Annotated in this window: 10 protein-coding genes; 4 read left to right on the top strand and 6 right to left on the bottom strand. The window is 38.7% G+C overall.

Going from position 1 to position 17542, the window contains the following annotated elements; genetic code table 11:
* The first annotated feature begins 1 nt into the window (after window position 1).
* From GFU89_RS12370 to GFU89_RS12355, 4 genes are all read left to right on the top strand, one after another.
* Complete coding sequence (locus tag GFU89_RS12370) at window positions 2–2410, top strand: endo-beta-N-acetylglucosaminidase H (RefSeq protein ID WP_318847414.1); 2409 nt, start codon at window positions 2–4, stop codon at window positions 2408–2410.
* Between the two features lie 131 nt (window positions 2411–2541).
* Window positions 2542–3402, top strand: a complete 861-nt coding sequence (locus GFU89_RS12365) for an ROK family protein (protein ID WP_318847413.1) — start codon at window positions 2542–2544, stop codon at window positions 3400–3402.
* A gap of 22 nt (window positions 3403–3424) precedes the next feature.
* Window positions 3425–5707: a GH92 family glycosyl hydrolase gene (locus GFU89_RS12360; protein WP_318847412.1), complete on the top strand. Its 2283-nt coding sequence runs from the start codon at window positions 3425–3427 to the stop codon at window positions 5705–5707.
* A gap of 24 nt (window positions 5708–5731) precedes the next feature.
* Window positions 5732–6229: a phosphoheptose isomerase gene (locus GFU89_RS12355; RefSeq protein WP_149834060.1), complete on the top strand. Its 498-nt coding sequence runs from the start codon at window positions 5732–5734 to the stop codon at window positions 6227–6229.
* 93 nt (window positions 6230–6322) lie between these two features.
* Here the strand turns inward: GFU89_RS12355 and GFU89_RS12350 are convergent, their stop codons facing one another.
* From GFU89_RS12350 to GFU89_RS12325, 6 genes are all read right to left on the bottom strand, one after another.
* Window positions 6323–7675 (bottom strand): sugar porter family MFS transporter, encoded by a 1353-nt coding sequence (locus GFU89_RS12350; protein WP_318847411.1) that lies wholly within the window; start codon window positions 7673–7675, stop codon window positions 6323–6325.
* 5 nt (window positions 7676–7680) lie between these two features.
* Window positions 7681–9435: a class I mannose-6-phosphate isomerase gene (locus tag GFU89_RS12345; protein WP_318847410.1), complete on the bottom strand. Its 1755-nt coding sequence runs from the start codon at window positions 9433–9435 to the stop codon at window positions 7681–7683.
* Window positions 9436–9447: 12 nt separating this feature from the next.
* Window positions 9448–10386 carry an ROK family protein gene (locus tag GFU89_RS12340; RefSeq protein ID WP_318847409.1) on the bottom strand — a complete coding sequence of 313 codons (939 nt, stop codon included), beginning with the start codon at window positions 10384–10386 and terminating at the stop codon, window positions 9448–9450.
* 58 nt (window positions 10387–10444) lie between these two features.
* Window positions 10445–13771, bottom strand: coding sequence for a glycoside hydrolase family 38 C-terminal domain-containing protein (locus tag GFU89_RS12335; RefSeq protein WP_318847408.1), 3327 nt, complete (start codon window positions 13769–13771; stop codon window positions 10445–10447).
* Between the two features lie 60 nt (window positions 13772–13831).
* Window positions 13832–14593 (bottom strand): GntR family transcriptional regulator, encoded by a 762-nt coding sequence (locus tag GFU89_RS12330; RefSeq protein ID WP_318847407.1) that lies wholly within the window; start codon window positions 14591–14593, stop codon window positions 13832–13834.
* Between the two features lie 183 nt (window positions 14594–14776).
* Complete coding sequence (locus GFU89_RS12325; protein ID WP_318847406.1) at window positions 14777–17482, bottom strand: TonB-dependent receptor domain-containing protein; 2706 nt, start codon at window positions 17480–17482, stop codon at window positions 14777–14779.
* Window positions 17483–17542: the final 60 nt, after the last annotated feature.

Here is a 17542-nt window from a genome sequence, read left to right as displayed (position 1 = left end):
TATGAGAAAAAAATCCTTTTTTATTCCCTTGATGGCCCTGATGCTTCAGACAGCTCCGTTGCTCAAAGCACAGCAGCTTGATCCTTTGGGAGTCTGCTATGTGGAAGTGAACAACAATAATATGCTGAATGCTGGTTCTTATACATTGCAGAACACCAACAGACAGCTTTTTGATGTTGCCATTATCTTTGCTGCGAATATCAATTATGATGTTTCCAAAAACAGAGCTTATATCTCAAACAATAATAACGTTACTAAAGTTCTGAATGATGTCAATACCTATGTAAAACCTTTACAGCAAAAAGGAATAAAAGTACTTCTGGATCTTCTTGGAAACCACCAGGGAGCCGGAATTTCTAATTTTCCTAACCGTGAAGCAGCAAAAGATTTCGCTTTGCAGGTAGCTCACACTGTTTATACTTACGGATTGGATGGAGTAGACCTTGATGATGAATATGCAGGCTACGGAAATAACGGAACAGGGCAGCCCAATAACAGCTCTTTTGTAATGCTTTTGCAGGAATTGAAAGCAGCAATGCCGGATAAACTGATTACATTCTATTATTATGGTCCGGCTACCACAAGACAGACTTATAACGGGGATCTGGCTGGAAATTATATCGATTACACCTGGAATGCAATGTACAGTACATACAATGCTCCTGTAGTTCCTCCTCTTAATAAATCCAAAATCTCAGCTGCGGCGACCTGGATTCTTAATTCTAATTCAGGATCTACATCCGCTACAACACTTGCTAATTTAGCGACCAGCACAAAAAATGACCAATACGGTGTGTTCATGTGGTATGATCTGGGAGGAACAAATGTTGCCAGTTATCTGAGTACCGGATCCAATATTCTTTACAACGAAAATACGCTCCTAAGCGGTCAGTTATATTCATGGTCTCAGGGACAAACCTGTGATCCGCCATTGGGACTGGATGTTTCCAATGTGACAGGAACTTCAGCAAAACTGAACTGGACTTCCAACGCTTCTCAGTCTTACAAAATTGATTACAAACCAGCCAATTCAACGGTATGGACAAACGCGGCCAATAATTATTCAGGAAATAATATTGTAATCAATAATCTTACGCTGAATACATACTACGACTGGAGAATACAGTCCAACTGCTCACCGACATTAACAAGTACTTATATTTTTGCACCAAGGTTTAACTCCGGAAGTGGCTGCACTACGCCATCAGGATTAACTTCCGGAAGTTTCCTTGGTAATACTGCTCAGCTGTCATGGGATGCAGGAAATGCAACTTCATATACACTGCAATATAAAACAACAGCCGCTACAACATGGTCTGAAATTCCGAATATTACGACCAATTCCTATTCATTACAAAACCTGACACCTAATACAAACTATGTATGGAAAGTGCAGGCAGGATGTGCGGGAGGAAGTACAAGTATTTATTCAGGAGAAGGATCATTCAACAGCGGTTTTGCTCCTGTTACAAGTCCTGGTGCAAGATCTCTCTCTTTCAACGGAAGTACTCACTATCTGAATGCTGGCCAATTTAACCTGAGCGGAAATGCGATGACATTCGAAGGATGGGTAAAAGTAAATGCTTTCAAAACAGGATTCCCTTATATTTCATCAGTAATGGGTATTGAAGTGGGAGATAATAACTCAGCAATGCTTAGATTCGGGGATGGAAACCTGGCCAATAACAAACTTCAGTTTATTTTGAGTTTCGGTTCATCTCAGGTGAAGCTTAACAGTAATACCGCATTTAATACCAATACATGGTATCATATTGCAGCCACTTATGACGGTGCAGCCATGAAAATTTATGTCAATGGAAATCTGGATGCAAGTTCAGCAGTAACGGGTAATTTCAATGCCAACGGCATTTTGTATCTAGGTAGAAATTATGATAATTCCCGTACGATCAATGGATTCCTGGATGAATTCAGAGTCTGGAAAAAAGCATTAACTCCTCAGGAAATATTGAGTAACAACTGTAATATTCCAGCCAATTCCACAGGACTTGAAGCCAACTGGAAAATGGATGAAGGTAATGGTAATGGTGCTTTGGATGCTACTACAAATACCCATTTTGCAACCCTGATCAATATGACAGACGCTAACTGGAAAACAGATGTTGCCTGTGCTTCTAATCTTGCAGTGAAAGATGTTGAATCTGTGAAGGAGAACAGCGCAGTCTATCCAAACCCTGTGAAAAGAGGAACTGATATTCATTTCGTTATCAGTGACAGCTCAGCAAGTGAAGTGGCATTGTATGATGCTTCAGGAAAATTGTTCAAAAAACAGAGCATTAATCAAAATAATAACGCAGTCAATACACAGGATTTAATCAGTGGTACCTATATTTACAAAATTACATCCACAAACAGTAAAGTACTATCCACTGGTAAAGTAATCGTAAAATAAGATTCAGATAATGAAATAGTTATCAGGATTAATAATATAAAGTCTGAAATATAAAGCAGACAGACAGGTGGTGTACTCCTGTTTGTCTGTTTTTTCAGTCACAGGGATGTTTGAATTTAAAATAATAAATAATGCAGAATATAGTAGGAATAGATATCGGAGGATCACACATCACGCTGGCTCAGGTAGATCCGGAAAAACGTGAAATCATTTCATCCACCTATGTAAGAGAACATGTAGATGCTTTTGAAAACAAAGAAATTATTTTCTCCGCATGGGTTTCAGCCATACATAAAGTGGCGCATGATCTGGTAAAAGAAGACCTTTTAATTGGGATTGCAATGCCGGGGCCTTTCGATTATGAAAATGGAATATCACTGATGCAGCAGGGAAAATTTATCGATATCTATCAGGTGAATATCAAAGAAGAGCTGGCAAAAAGGCTGTCTGTTTCTCAGGAGCAGATTCATTTTGTAAATGATGCGGCTGCCTTTATGGAAGGAGAGGTATTCGGAGGATGTGCTCAGGGATTCAACAAAATTTTTGGTGTGACGCTCGGTACAGGATTGGGAACTACCTTCTTCAACGGGGAGTTTGCTACGGATGAAGACTTATGGGATTCTCCTTTTAGAGACTCTATCTGTGAAGATTATCTGGCGACTCGATGGTTTGTGAATCGGTATAAAGAATTGACCGGAGAAGAAATTTCAGGGACTAAAGATTTGTTGGATAAACCAGCGGAAATACAAACCCAAATATTTGATGAATATGCAGATTCATTCTCTGAATTTATCGTGAAATATGTAGACCATTACAAACCGGAAGTTTTAGTTATAGGAGGTAATATTGCGAAGGCATACCCTTACTTTGAGCAAAGATTTATTCAGAATGTAACAAAGAATAATATTAACTTGCAGGTTAAAATTTCTGCCATATTTGAAGATGCAGCCATTCTGGGAGCTGCCAGCTATGCATTAAAAAAGCTTATATAAATTAACAAACGAAAACGATACAATGAAGTTTATATTTTCTACTTGCTTACTGCTGTTACAGGCATGGGCCCTGGGTCAGAACATATCTCCCGTAGATTATGTGAATCCTTTGATGGGAACGCAATCCAAGCCTTCCTTATCCAACGGTAATACCTATCCGGCAGTCGGACTTCCCTGGGGAATGAATATCTGGACACCACAGACTGGTAAGATGGGTGACGGATGGGCATACAGTTACGATGCAGATAAAATAAAAGGATTTAAACAGACCCACCAGCCTTCTCCCTGGATGAATGATTATGGCGCATTTGCCATCATGCCGGGAGTAGGAAAAGTAAAATTCAAAGAAGATGACAGAGCGAGCTGGTTCAGCCACAAAGCTGAGGTTACCACGCCTTATTTCTACAGTGTATATCTTGCAGACATCAATGTAACTACAGAATTTACCCCTACAGAAAGAGCTTCTTATTTTAAATTTGATTTTCCTAAAACAGACAGTGCTTATGTCGTTGTAGATGCTTTGAACAAAGGTTCTTACATCAAAATTTTACCGAAAGAAAGAAAAATTATTGGGTATACCACAAAATATTCTACCGGGAAATATGATAATTTTAAAAACTATTTTGTCGTTCAGTTTGATAAAGATTTTGAACTGACAAAAACCTGGAAAGACGATAAACTGGTTAATGACCAATTAGAAATTACCAGCGATCATACAGGAGCTGTCGTAGGTTTTAAGCTTAAAAATAAAGAAACGGTTTATGCAAAAGTAGCCTCTTCATTCATCAGTTTTGAACAGGCAGAACTGAATCTGAAAAGAGAAATCGGAACCAAAAATTTTGAACAGGTAAAAACCGATGCTAAAAATATCTGGAACAAAACATTAGGCAAAATAGACGTAAAAGGAGGAACAGATCAGCAGATGAGAACCTTTTACTCCTCTTTATACAGAACTTTATTCTTCCCACAGAAACTATATGAAGTGGATGCTCAGAATACAATAAAGCACTGGAGTCCTTATAACGGTAAAATTGCAGACGGAAAAATGTTTGCCGGAACCGGATTCTGGGATACTTTCCGTGCTTTGTATCCTTTCCTGAACCTTGTTTACCCAAGCATCAATGTAGAAATGCAGGAAGGATTGGCTAATGCTTACAAAGAAGGCGGATTCTTACCGGAATGGAGCAGCCCGGGATATTCTGATATTATGATCGGAAACAATTCTGCATCCGTTGTAGCAGATGCTTACATCAAAGGACTTCGCGGATATGATACGGAAGCGCTTTGGCAAGCTGTAAAACACGGAGCTAATAATGAAGGTCCTATAGAAGCGGTTGGTCGTGCGGGGGTAAAGTATTATAATGAATTGGGTTATGTTCCTTATGATGTAAAAATCAATGAAAATGCAGCAAGAACATTAGAGTATGCTTATGACGATTTTTCTATTTATCAGCTAGGAAAAGCATTAGGAAAACCCGCTTCAGAAATAGATATTTATAAGAAAAGAGCCTATAATTACAAAAATGTATTTGACAAGGAAACAGGCTTAATGCGTGGTAAAAATAAAGACGGGAACTTCCAGAAACCTTTTAATCCTTTCAAATGGGGTGATGCCTTTACAGAAGGAAACAGCTGGCATTATACATGGTCTGTTTTCCAGGATATCGATGGTCTGTCAGAACTGATGGGTGGAAAGAAGAAATTTGAAGCTAAATTAGATGAGGTATTCTCATTGCCACCTGTTTTTGATGACAGTTATTATGGAGGTGTTATCCATGAGATCAGAGAGATGCAGATCATGAATATGGGTCAGTATGCCCACGGAAACCAGCCTATTCAGCACATGATCTATCTGTACAATTATGCAGGATCGCCTTATAAAACACAATATTGGGCAAGACAGGTGATGAATAAATTGTATCATGCTACTCCGGATGGATATTGTGGAGATGAAGATAACGGACAAACTTCTGCATGGTATATTTTCTCAGCACTTGGGTTTTATCCGGTAACACCGGCAACAGATCAGTATGTGTTGGGAGCACCACTATTTAAAGAAGTCACCATTCATCTTGAAAATGGTAAGAAAATTGAAATAAAAGCTCCGGAAAATACTTCCGAAAATCTATATGTAAAATCACTGAATGTAAACCAACAGCCTTATTCCAAAAACTGGTTAAGTCATAAAGAGTTGATGAAAGGCGCTGTGTTAGACTTTAAAATGGATAACAAACCGAATAAAGAGAGAGGTTCACAGGAAAAAGATTTTCCGTATTCAATGTCAAAAGAAGAATCAAGTAAATAATTTTTAATTTAAAAATATCGCTGTATGAGTACAGAAAAAAAAGAAATATTCGATAGAGTAGAGAACATGCTGCAGACACAAGGTTTTACTATTGCAGCTAAAGACGATACAAGACCATGGGGAGGTTTCTTTGTGATTGATGAAACGCAGGCGCAGGATTTTGCCAACCAGTATTTTGATGGGATTGATGTAGACAATTTGAGAATAGGAGGGAAGCTTAGTCCTAAAATTCTTATTGTTGCTCCAGAAGCAAGATTAAGCTGGCAGTATCACCACAGAAGAGCTGAAATCTGGCAGGTGGTAGAAGGAACTGTAGGAATCAAAAGAAGCAATACCGATGAAGAAGGAGAATTAGGAGAATACGGCCCGAAAGACCAGGTAAAACTTCAGCAGGGAGAAAGACACAGACTTATTGGTCTTGCAGGATGGGGAATCGTAGCTGAAATCTGGCAGCACACGGATGCATCCAATCCTTCTGATGAAGATGATATCGTAAGAGTGCAGGATGATTTTGGAAGATAATCCAGAATAAGTAAATAGTACAAATCCCATTTTAGTAGGTCATAGGGCTCTAAAATGGGATTTTTTATTGAAGTGGAAATGGCAGACGAGTTCTTATTCTTCCCAGGTTTTTTCTATCTCTTCCAGCGTTTTTCCTTTCGTCTCGGGAATCATTTTCCAAATAAAAAAGAAGGTGATTATAGCAACAATCATATAAATCCAGAATGTATATGCATTCCCAATAGATCCTATAAGAACGGGAAAGGTTTGAGATACCAGAAACACCGCCAGCCAAAGAAAGAAAGTAGCCACAGACATTGCCGTAGCACGGGCTTTTGTAGGGAAGATTTCAGCAATAACAACAAATGTCAAAGGCCCTAGAGACATGGCAAAGCATGCAATATAACCAAGGATTGCAATGAGTACAAGATATCCCTGCTGTTGGGTATAGAAGGCAAAACCGACGATAAAAAGGCAAATAGCCATCCCGGAAATTCCCAGAAGGAGAAGTTTTTTCCGGCCCCAGAGATCTACATATTTTATGGCAACAAAAGTGAAGATGAGATTGATAACTCCCACCAGAATGGTCTGTATAAAAGCAGAATCAGATCCTACACCTGTTGATTTGAAAATTTCAGGAGCATAATACATAATCGCATTGATTCCTGTAATCTGTGAAAATACAGCGAGTAAAATCCCGATAACAAGGGCTCGTTTTAATTTGGGTTCCTTTATCTCGGAAAAAGAAAAGGGAGTTTCGTCTTTCAGGGATTCATTAATAGATTCCAGTTCCTGCTGAGCCGCATTAGAGCCATTGATCTGTGTAAGAATAGCTAATGCTTCATTGTTTCGTTTCTGTTTTGCCAGCCAGCGTGGGCTTTCAGGTATAGTAAGTAGTAGCAGAATAAAGATTATTGACGGAATAATTCCCGACCCAAACATCCAGCGCCATCCCGTAGAAATATTCCAGCTTTCATCATGGATACCGGCGATATAAGCATTCACAAAATAAATAACAAGAATACCTGTGACAATTCCCAGTTGAAAGATAGATATCAATCGCCCCCGAATTGCTGCAGGTGCCATTTCTGAAATATACATCGGAGAGAGCATAGAAGCAATCCCGATTCCCATACCTCCAATAATTCGGAATATGACAAAAATCCAGAGGTTAGGAGCCAATGCTGTACCTATAGAAGATACTGTAAACAATAGGGCAGAAAGCATTAATACTTTTTTCCTTCCAACCTGATCACTAAGTTTCCCTGAATACAGAGCTCCGATGATACAGCCCAGTAAAGCACAGGAAGCTGCCCATCCGGTCATCACATCAGAAAGGCTGTAATAGACCTTCATAAAGCCGATAGCTCCCGAGATCACAGCCGTATCATACCCGAACAATAAACCGCCCACAGAAGCTACCAGAGTCGATTTATAAATAATATTTGAAGAGGTGTTTGTTGACATACCGTTTATTTTAAAACTTTATCTGCAATCATTTCCGTACGGACACTGGCTTTTATCGTAGCACATTCCTTGCCTGCACTTTCGCCATGAGGAGTAATGGTATAAGCACCTACATGAGCCGGAACAATAAAGGTTTCAGCATAATGAATGATATAAGGCTCAAAATGGTTATCCGGACTCTCAATAATTGCTTCACGGCCTTCTATAAGATTCAGTACATTCACAATACCTTCTGTGTGATGATGAACTTTTTGGGTAAACCAATGTCTGCGGGTTTCAATAAATGACCATGCATCCAGTCCGGTACGTTCTTCACGCCATCCTTCCCCTTCAGCAATCGGTTCTGTAAGATTGAGGATATGCTGTTGAGTCCAGGAAGTGGTTCTGTCCCATTGTATTACGTTTTTGCTATGGTCAAGGGAAATCGGTCTTGGCTTACCATCCAGTCCCATTCTTCCCCAATCCCAGAGTTTAAATGTAAAAATATAAGGGGTTGCACTTATTTCCAGTACTACAGAATTTGCTCCAGAGCAATGTATGGTTCCGGCTGGTATAGATACATGATCATGTTTGCGGACGGGCCATTTTTGTACATATTCCTCAGCATCAAAAGTGAGATGATCATTTTGAGCCGCAGTAAGTGCTTTCATCATATGATCGGGATCCACATTTTCTTTCAGTCCAAGATATACAAAAGCATTATCTCCGGCATCCAGCATATAATAACTTTCATCCTGAGTATAAGACATTCCGAACTTTTCTTTGATGTATTCTTTCATCGGATGAACCTGTAAGCTTAAATTTCCGCCTTCCATGGTATCAAGAAAATCAAAACGGATAGGAAACTCGTCCCCAAATCCTTCATAGACCTCTTTTCCAAGCAAAGCATCCGGCTGGAAAAATACAAGATTGATAGATGGAATTTCCACAACCTGACCTCCAAACTCCAATAATAAACTGTTTTCTTCCGGGACACAATCGAATCCCCAGGCAAAATTGGTCGCATTTCTGTCCAGATCACAAACTTCTTTCAGCCACTGTCCGCCCCATGGTCCCGGATCAAAGAAAGGAACTACTCTGAAAGGCTGTTGTACGGTCTGCTGAAGAGCTTCAAACAGCGCATGAGTACTTATCATTTTAGGCTGATGAGGAATGGTGGTGTCCAAAACAAAATGACAAGTCTTAAGAATTCTTTTTTTATAATGGTCACAGACGCGCCAGTCTACAAAATAGGCATGTTTGTATTGGTAAGAAAAAGCATCTGCATAATTAGTTCTGCCCAGATTACAGGCCGTATTGTTTCGGAAACGCATCTGTATTTCCCATCGCGGCATATCAGCATAAATAGCAAGATCAGGTTGGCTGGTAATCAAAGTGGCTCCTGGCCCTATAACTACTGTAAAGCCCTTGTTCTCATCAATTTTTTCTTGAATTTCCAATACTTTTGAAGTATCAAAATAATCTTCAAGTTTTAACGGAGTAATATAACCGAACACAGGATCATCCGTAACATATTCCTGTACCATTGCTGCAATATCATTTTCAGATTTCATTGCTGCTGAAGTATCAATGATCAATCCCGGGTTTAAGAATTCCTGTGCTGAGCTAATGATCTCTTTGAGAAAAACGCCTGGATAACATTCAATGGCAATTATTTTAGGCGTATTTTTTTTAATTTCTCTGTAAATATCTTCCCAACCTGTTTTGCAGGTGTGGTTTTGTATTCTGATGACAGGAAACTTATTGAAATTTGATTTCATTCTGATTTTTTATTAAAGATTGACAAGATGTGCGATCCCCAGCAAAGCTGCAGTACCTGGAAATGCACCTTCTTCGATATGTACCTTTCCCCATGGAGTCCAGGCGTGAGTGTCTATATAGTGTTTGATATAAGGAATAATTTGTGAACTGCTGGCCATAATGCCACCCGTTAGTACAAGAACTTCCGGATCATAGGAATGGATGAGGTTAATGGCAGCTGCTGACCATGCCTGTAAACTTTGATCCCGCAGATGCAAAGCTGTGGTATCACCTTCTTCAGCGAGTCTGAAAACAAGTTCGTAATCAATAACGGGAGAGGCAGACAGCTTACTTTCGGTAAAATTTTTATGTAATTTTGCCATTGCAGGCAGATTCCAGGTGGAAGCTTCAGTTTCTACACAGCCTTTATTTCCGCAGTTGCAGGAATCTCCTTTATAATTAATTACAGAATGCCCACCCAATATGCCGGCTGTAAAATGTTTGCCTTTCAGCAATTGTCCTTCCATTATGGCAGCACTTCCAACACCGGTTCCTAATGTCATTAAAACAACATTCTCATAACTTTTTGCATTTCCATATTTCCATTCTCCCAATAATGCAGAACGGGCATCATTTTCTATAGTAAAAGGAAGGTTGAATGATTGTAAACACCATTCTTTCAGATCAATATCAGGAGCATCTCCAAATTTTTTATCAATAGAAAGAATTTTTTTCTGAATACTGTCCACAATACCTGGAGAAGCTATCCCCAAGCCGGCAATATCAGCAGTTGAAAGTCCCTGCTGATGTAGCATTTTTTCCACAGTTTCCTGTATGGAAGGCAATCTCTGCCTGAGACCTTTATCGGAATTGGCATCAATGGATACAGAAGATAAGATAGTATCACTTTTTATGATTCCTATTTTAATTCTGGTTCCACCCATGTCTATAGCAATTACTGGCTTTGACATCTGATTTTGGTTTTAAATGTTTTAAAATAATATAACCTGTAAGATTTAAATCAAAAAACTAAGGAACTATTCTGATTTCTATCACATCCATTCCGGATAAACTAATCTTTTCGTCAGGAGATAATACTTTTCCGGTTTTAAGTTCAATAATCTTCGAAGGCTTCATTTGTTCCCATAAGAAAGCAGTTGTCTGCTCACTTTCAGAAGGGTTGTAAAGTCTGATAAGGAAACTCTTATCCTCTTGTGGAGTAACACTTGTCACAACAATATTGTCATGGTTCACACGGAAAAGGCTTTTTGCAACAGATGATTTATCTTTGACAGGAATTGCGATAAGAGGCTGTGTAAAAGCTGTTGCTGATTTTTCATTTTCTACAGCATCAAAAGCAGCATGAGGGCGCAGCGTATAATGATAATGTACAGGGCCTTCCTGATCTGCTTTATAATTGGTATGCCAGTAGTTATTCATTGCATAGCTGAACCAGTTTGTCGTTCCGGGGGTTCCCTGATCTTTCCATTTTTTGTGGCTGTTGTCAATAGTCATTCTTTCATCAATCATTTCTGCTGCTTCAATCAATGGCGTTTCCAGCATCATCCACTGCATTCCCTTTTGTCCGGAAGATGCATCTACCCAGCGGCGGCTGTACCAGTAATCCATATTGGAGCTTGGAAGCTGATCTTTAAGATATTTCATCGTTCCATAACCAGCATCTATCGTAATATTTTTAAAATCTGCATTGAAAGGAAAACCAAAATGTACAGATTCTTTTGTACGGACAGGGTTTTTATCCACAATATTCTCCAGCGCTACTTCATCACTTCCGGCTGTCAGCGTAATGATTCTTTCTAATTTTTTAACTCCTGGAGCTTCTGATGTAATTGAAACTTTAGCGATCACAGGACCATTTTCCAATACTTTTACTTTTACATCAGCATTTGATACCGCTTCTTTCGGGTCAGATCCCGGTACATACCAATAACTGTTCAGCCCCTGATCATTGAAGTTTCCTGCATAATTTGTTGAATTGTTATCAGTAAATCGGGTAATGCTTCCTGTTTTAAGATCCCATGTCAAAGAAACTTTTCCATTGGAGATCCCGGTATCCGTAATTGTGAAAGAGTTTTGAGTTGTTGCTTTATTTTTAATGACAGTATAGATCGCAGATCCCAATGCAGGAATATCTTTAGCAAAAAATACCATCGTTCCGTCCTGTAATTTCTGAAGAGGAATTTTATTTCCAGAGATATCCTGAACAGCGTTCCCAAAAGCCGTTTCCGGAATTGTGACCATACCGCTTCTTATCCATGATGAGGTGTTGAAAACAGCAATTGATTTGGAAGAAGGATCCGTGAGAGGCTGCAACAGTTCTTTTTCTAGCTTCTCTGCAAGGGAATTTCCATCAAGAGAAAACTGCCTTTTCACTTTCCATTGATCTGCCACAAATGGAAGATCAGGAGCGGTAATACTGTTGAAAGCTCCCCATGTATGCTCATGAAACAGAATCACATTTCTCCAGGCTTCATAAAAACTCTGATGATTATATTGAGCAGGGTTCAGCATAGCATAAAGTGTGGTGAGCTGCTGTAATTTCAGGCTGCTGTTTCGGTTGATGCCTTCTTCTTTCGCAGTTGACATGGCACCGTCTTCCCAATAAGGGCTGATATCACCTTTTACTACCGGAATCTGATCACCGTATTTTTTTTCAAATACTTCAAACATTTTTTCATTCGTGCTTAAGATGATCTTAGGCGAAGTATATTTTTTATTCCATTCATCTACAAATCTGGAAACAGAAGGATCTATCGGGCCATTATCTGCTACAATATTATAACGCCATTGTACCATATCATACGGATAATTGTTTTGGGTAAGATCATTCAGATATTCTGCAATTTTTTTCTGTCCGGTATCAAATACAGCTCCCGGATGTACACCATGCCATGAAGAATATCCTCTTCCGGCAGTCCAGAATAATATTTTTTCTTTTCCGGAAGGAGATTGCCACCACACAGGTTTATCACCCCAGTTTTTTACAAAATTCCCTACACGATCTCCCAGATAAGGATTCGTTTTTCCTAAATAATTAGGTCCGCTGGAAAAATATTTTACTCCAGATGAAGTTAAGGCCGGAACCAATGCCCAGGCAAATCCCGGTACATCAGACATCATTGCGCTGTTGATTTTTAGGCCATATTCTTTTTCAAGTTTTTGGGCATATTCTGTATAATGGAAGAGTTCTTCCGGCTGGCTTAGCCCCGTTAAAATATTTCCGTACATGGCAGAAAGACCGATTCCTCCTTCTTTTACTGCTTTTACAAATGATTTTTTATCCTCGGTAGTTGCATTTTTCATGAAATTTTCCACATCCCAAAGAGCTTCCACATTCCATTTGAAACGGGCTTCTTCCGGAAGGTTTTTGGTTTCTTCAACCATTTTGATGGCATCATAGATATTTTGAGTATGAATCTTTTCTACCTCCGCCTGCAGATGAGAATATCCTACATCAGTATGGGAATGATGAATAAAATAGAGCGTGCGCGGAACTACTTTTCCAGCTTCAATATTTTTCCGGAAAAGTTCTTTTTTTCCTGAGGTTACAACCAATTGTAATGCTCCTCCTTCAGGCGACAAGGTAACCGGGATATCAAATGTCTTGATTCCATCTGGCATGGTGAAAGAATGGATGTCTTTACCATTTATTGTTGCTGTTATCTTTTGATCCGGACCAAAATGTAAAGTGGTAAGAGTGATCAGGCGCTTTCCATCTTTCAGGATAAAAGGAGTAGAAGCGGCGTCTATTTTTTCTTCAAAAGTAAATTTATAAGTCATAAACCAGTCCCTGCTGTTCTGGGCTTGTCCTACCAGTTTTAAACGGAGAGGTTTCCCCGGAGTTATTTTACTGGCCGGAACACGTAAGTAGGCAATTCCATAAGAATCCTTCAGTCCATCCACTTTAGTTTGATGAAAGACAAAAGCAGTACTGTCAGCAGCTTTGGATATCCAATCCGGACGTTGATTGGCTGGGTAGGTAGTGAGAGTTAATGCCTTCTGATCATCGATGTACAGATCAAAATTTCGGTTTCCTCCGCTGGTTCCCGATGAATGTGAGACCAACCAGTTAAAATATATATAGGGACCAGTATTTTTTTGCGGTACAGGAGCCGTTTCCCATTCTATTGTTTTAGCGCCATCCGTAGTACGGGTAAGAAGTGCCCGGGTGGCATGATCGGGAAAGGCAGAAAAATAATCAATGTTTTCACCTGTTATTTCACGGTTGTATCCGTTAATGGCTTTTACATTGCCAAAATAGGGCACTTTTTTCTGACCATATGCAATATTGCTTATTAGGAAAGATACAAGCAAAAGAAAATACCTGTTATACATAAGCTTAGTTTTTATAATTATATGTTAGAATGTTTGAACATATTGATTGCTAAAAAGGAATTAACTTCCCGGAGATTTATTAATATCTATGGTATACGTAAACTTATCAGAACGGTAATACCCTACATTATATTCTACAGGTTTACCATTGATGTCATATACAAAACGTTCACGTTTCAATACGGGAAAAGAAGCAGATACTTTCAGTTTTTTTCCTATTACAGCACCTGCCTGGCAGGCACTTATGTTTTCCCGGGAACGATGTACGATTACCCCATGATTCTCCTGCAGCATACTATATAATGGCATATTGAAGTCATCATTTTTATCAATCCCGATCCTTGGGTGGAAATAGCTTTCAAAATAAACGATAGGATCTCCCGAGCTTTCCCCTTTTAACTTTGAAAGTTTGAATATTTTTTTATCCGGTGCACAATGAAAGAAATTACATATTTCTTCATTGGGCTGTACCATAGTTGTTTTCAGCAGCTGATTGATGACATGGATTCCTTTTTCATGCATTTCTCTGGTAAAACTGTACCAATGATCCAGACCTGTTACCAGACTTTTCTTTTCCGCAACACGGGTTCCGATCCCTTTTTTACGTAGGATCAACCCTTCGTTTTCAAGCTTGTTAGTTGCCTGACGAATGGTATTTCTGGACACTCCCCACAGATTGGCAAGATCAACCTCTTTGGGTAATAAAGCCCCTTTTTTATAAACATCCATTTGGATAAGTTTACGGAAAAGGTCCTCAACCTGTACATGCAGAGGGAGTTTGCTGTTATGATCAATTGTAAAATCGTGAGTAGGTATGTTCATACATATAAGAAAGTGTAAATATAGTATTTTTTTGATTTGATGATGATTTTTTTTAATAAAAATGAAAAAACAGTATCAATCTGATACTGTTTTCTACTATTTAAAAAGATCTGATGTGAACTTTATAGGTTTAGCAACCTATAAAGTTTTGTTTCTTAAGATTTGTTTATTCTATTCAGGAATTTAAAATGTCACATCCAGTCCCACATAGAAGTTCGCCTTCATGATTGGGGCATATACCATTCCTCCATCAAAATAATTTCCAAAAGGATTTTTAAAATCAACAATTGCATTTTTCTGATAATAGGAAGTCAGGTTTTCACCACCTACATACGCTCTGATTTTTTTATTGAAATTTCTTGAGATCTGAGCATTTAGAACCGCATAAGATTCAGAATATGTTGGTAACTGAAACTCTGCCGGATTAGTTGAAGTATCAGGAAGTCTCTGTTTTCCTACCCAGTTTAAAGTGGTATCAAAGCTCCAGAATCCTCCATTGTTATTTTTATTGGTAGCATACGCTAAATTCACAAATCCTCTATGCTTGGCCATGAAAGGAACTTCTCTTCTTCCTCCGATATAATCAGCCTGAACATCATAATATTTATAAGCAAGTCTTACATCAAAGTTTTTGAAAGGCGTAAAATCCCACTGAGTCTGGAATGAATTTGCAAAAGATTTTCCTTCCAGATTATAGAACGTAAGCTGCTGAGGAGATTTGTCAAGATCCACCAACACCTGATCCTGGAAATCTGTTCTGAAGAAATCAGCGATGATACTGGATTTTCTTCCGAATAATTTGAATTCCTGTTGTAAACTTACGCCATAGTTCCAGGCAATTTCAGGTTTTAAACCGTAAATATTTCCTCCGTTGGATAAAATGTTAATGGCTCTGTTCGATGCAAAATATTGCTGGCTTTCTGCAAATACATTCGCTGTTCTGAATCCTCTTCCCGCAGAAAGTCTTACAATAGTCTGAGGCGTGAAATCATACTTGAAATTTAACCTTGGTGTAAACTGAGTTCCTGCCAGATTGTGAAAGTCTACTCTGGTTCCTGCTACTAATGTATATTTTAACCCTGTTAAAGTATACTCCGCAAAAATTCCCGGTACAATTTCATTTCTTTTCAGGTCGTTCAATAAATACGTTTCCTTATAACCATCATATAAGAAACTTGCCCCGGCTTTATACTTATGGTTGGTATTTCCAATAATGCTTTCAAAGATTAAATTGGAATAATACGTGTGCTGCTGTCCTGCATAATTTCTCAGTCCGAAAAAACTATCCTGCTGGTGATACACATACTGGTTCATCCACCCGATGCTCTGGTAAGGTTTTCCTTTAAAGACATACCCGGTTTTATTCCAAACCTGAAATCTTGAAATATCAATTCCTACCCCATAAAACGGCTGTTTGTCCTGAGCCAGTTTCTTATCAAAACCAATTTGTCCTGCCGTTCTTTCATCTCGGATAAAATTAATTCCGAAGTGAGATCCGAATCCTGATTTTTCAAGATCATTATAATTCAATAAATAGGCAGCATTGATCTGAGTTCCTTTCGGTCTGTCCAGAAAACCGTCATCATTCATATCCGTATTCCCGAAAGTTCCGTTTCCGTGAAGAAGGAAAGTTTGAGACCATTTATCGTTGATAGGAGAGACATTGGTAATATTGACTTCCGCTCTTCCGTTGAAGTCAGAAAAAAGGTTCAGTGAAGTTTCCGGAGTTTTTGCATTTTTCAAAAGCTCAGTATTAATCTGTCCTGTAATACTTTCATAACCATTCGTCACAGTGCTTCCTCCCTTAGTAAGCTGGATGCTTTCAATCCATCTTCCCGGAATAAAATTTAATCCGTAGGCAGAAGCCAGTCCTCTGATTTCGGGTAACTGTTCTTTCGTTAAGCTAGTATATTTCTGATCCAGACCAAGCATTTTCAACTGTTTTGTTCCGGTAACAGCATTGCTGAAAGAAACATCAACCGTTGCATTGGTTTCAAAACTTTCTGACAGATTACAACAAGCTGCCTTTAAAAGTTCTTTTTTATCAATATTAAAAACAAGGCCAGCTTCTTTCTTACTTAAGGAAGTTGCAGCTTTAGAACCTGTTACCACTACACCATCAATGTTTTTTTCATGTTGAGAATGGTCTTCTTTAGCTGGTGAAGTCTCGTGGTCTTTATGATCTCCCTGCTTTGCTTCTTCTTCATAATGTACCTTTGGATTAGCTTCACCAAAAGTAAAATCTCTGTCATACAGGCAGCATCCCGGAAGTCCATTATACGTTGCATCCGAAGTCTTGTATTTTTCATTATCATGACCTGCATCGGCAATCGCTTTTAAGATCTTATCTGCTGAAGTTTTTGAAGGATCAAAATTTAAAATAACAGTTTGCTTTTCTGCATTCCATTCTGCGGCATCTGCACCTGCACTTTTTGATGCCTTTTCAATTCTTGCTTTACAAGAAGCACAGTTTCCTCTTACATAGAATTCATTTTCTTTTTTATCAGAAACATTAGCATTTATATGCTGTTCGTGATGAGTTTCCGTCTGGGATGGCTGTAGATCTCTGCTATACAGACAACATCCCGGAAGGCTATTGTAAATAGCATCTGAAGCTTTGAATTTCTCATTGTCATGGCCTGCTTCAGCCACTTTCTGCAGAATATCATCGGTAGATACCTTGTCAGTTTCTAAAGTTAAGGTTTGAAGATCAACAGAGTAAACTGCTGTTTTTGCCCCTGCTTTTTTGGCGGCACTTTCAATTCTTGTTTTGCACATTTCGCAGTTCCCTTTTACCTTGAACTGATTTTTTGAAAGTGTTTGAGCAGATATAAATTGTGTAAATAGGAATAATGCACCAAGTATAAACCTGGAAATATGTAATTTCATTTTGTTTAAAAGTTTAAATTAATTAAAAATCAGCTCATTATAGAATATAATGAACCCGCG

It is taken from the genome of Chryseobacterium sp. JV558, from assembly GCF_033712365.1.
Classification (GTDB): domain Bacteria; phylum Bacteroidota; class Bacteroidia; order Flavobacteriales; family Weeksellaceae; genus Chryseobacterium.
This window is presented reverse-complemented; position numbering and strand designations above follow the sequence as displayed.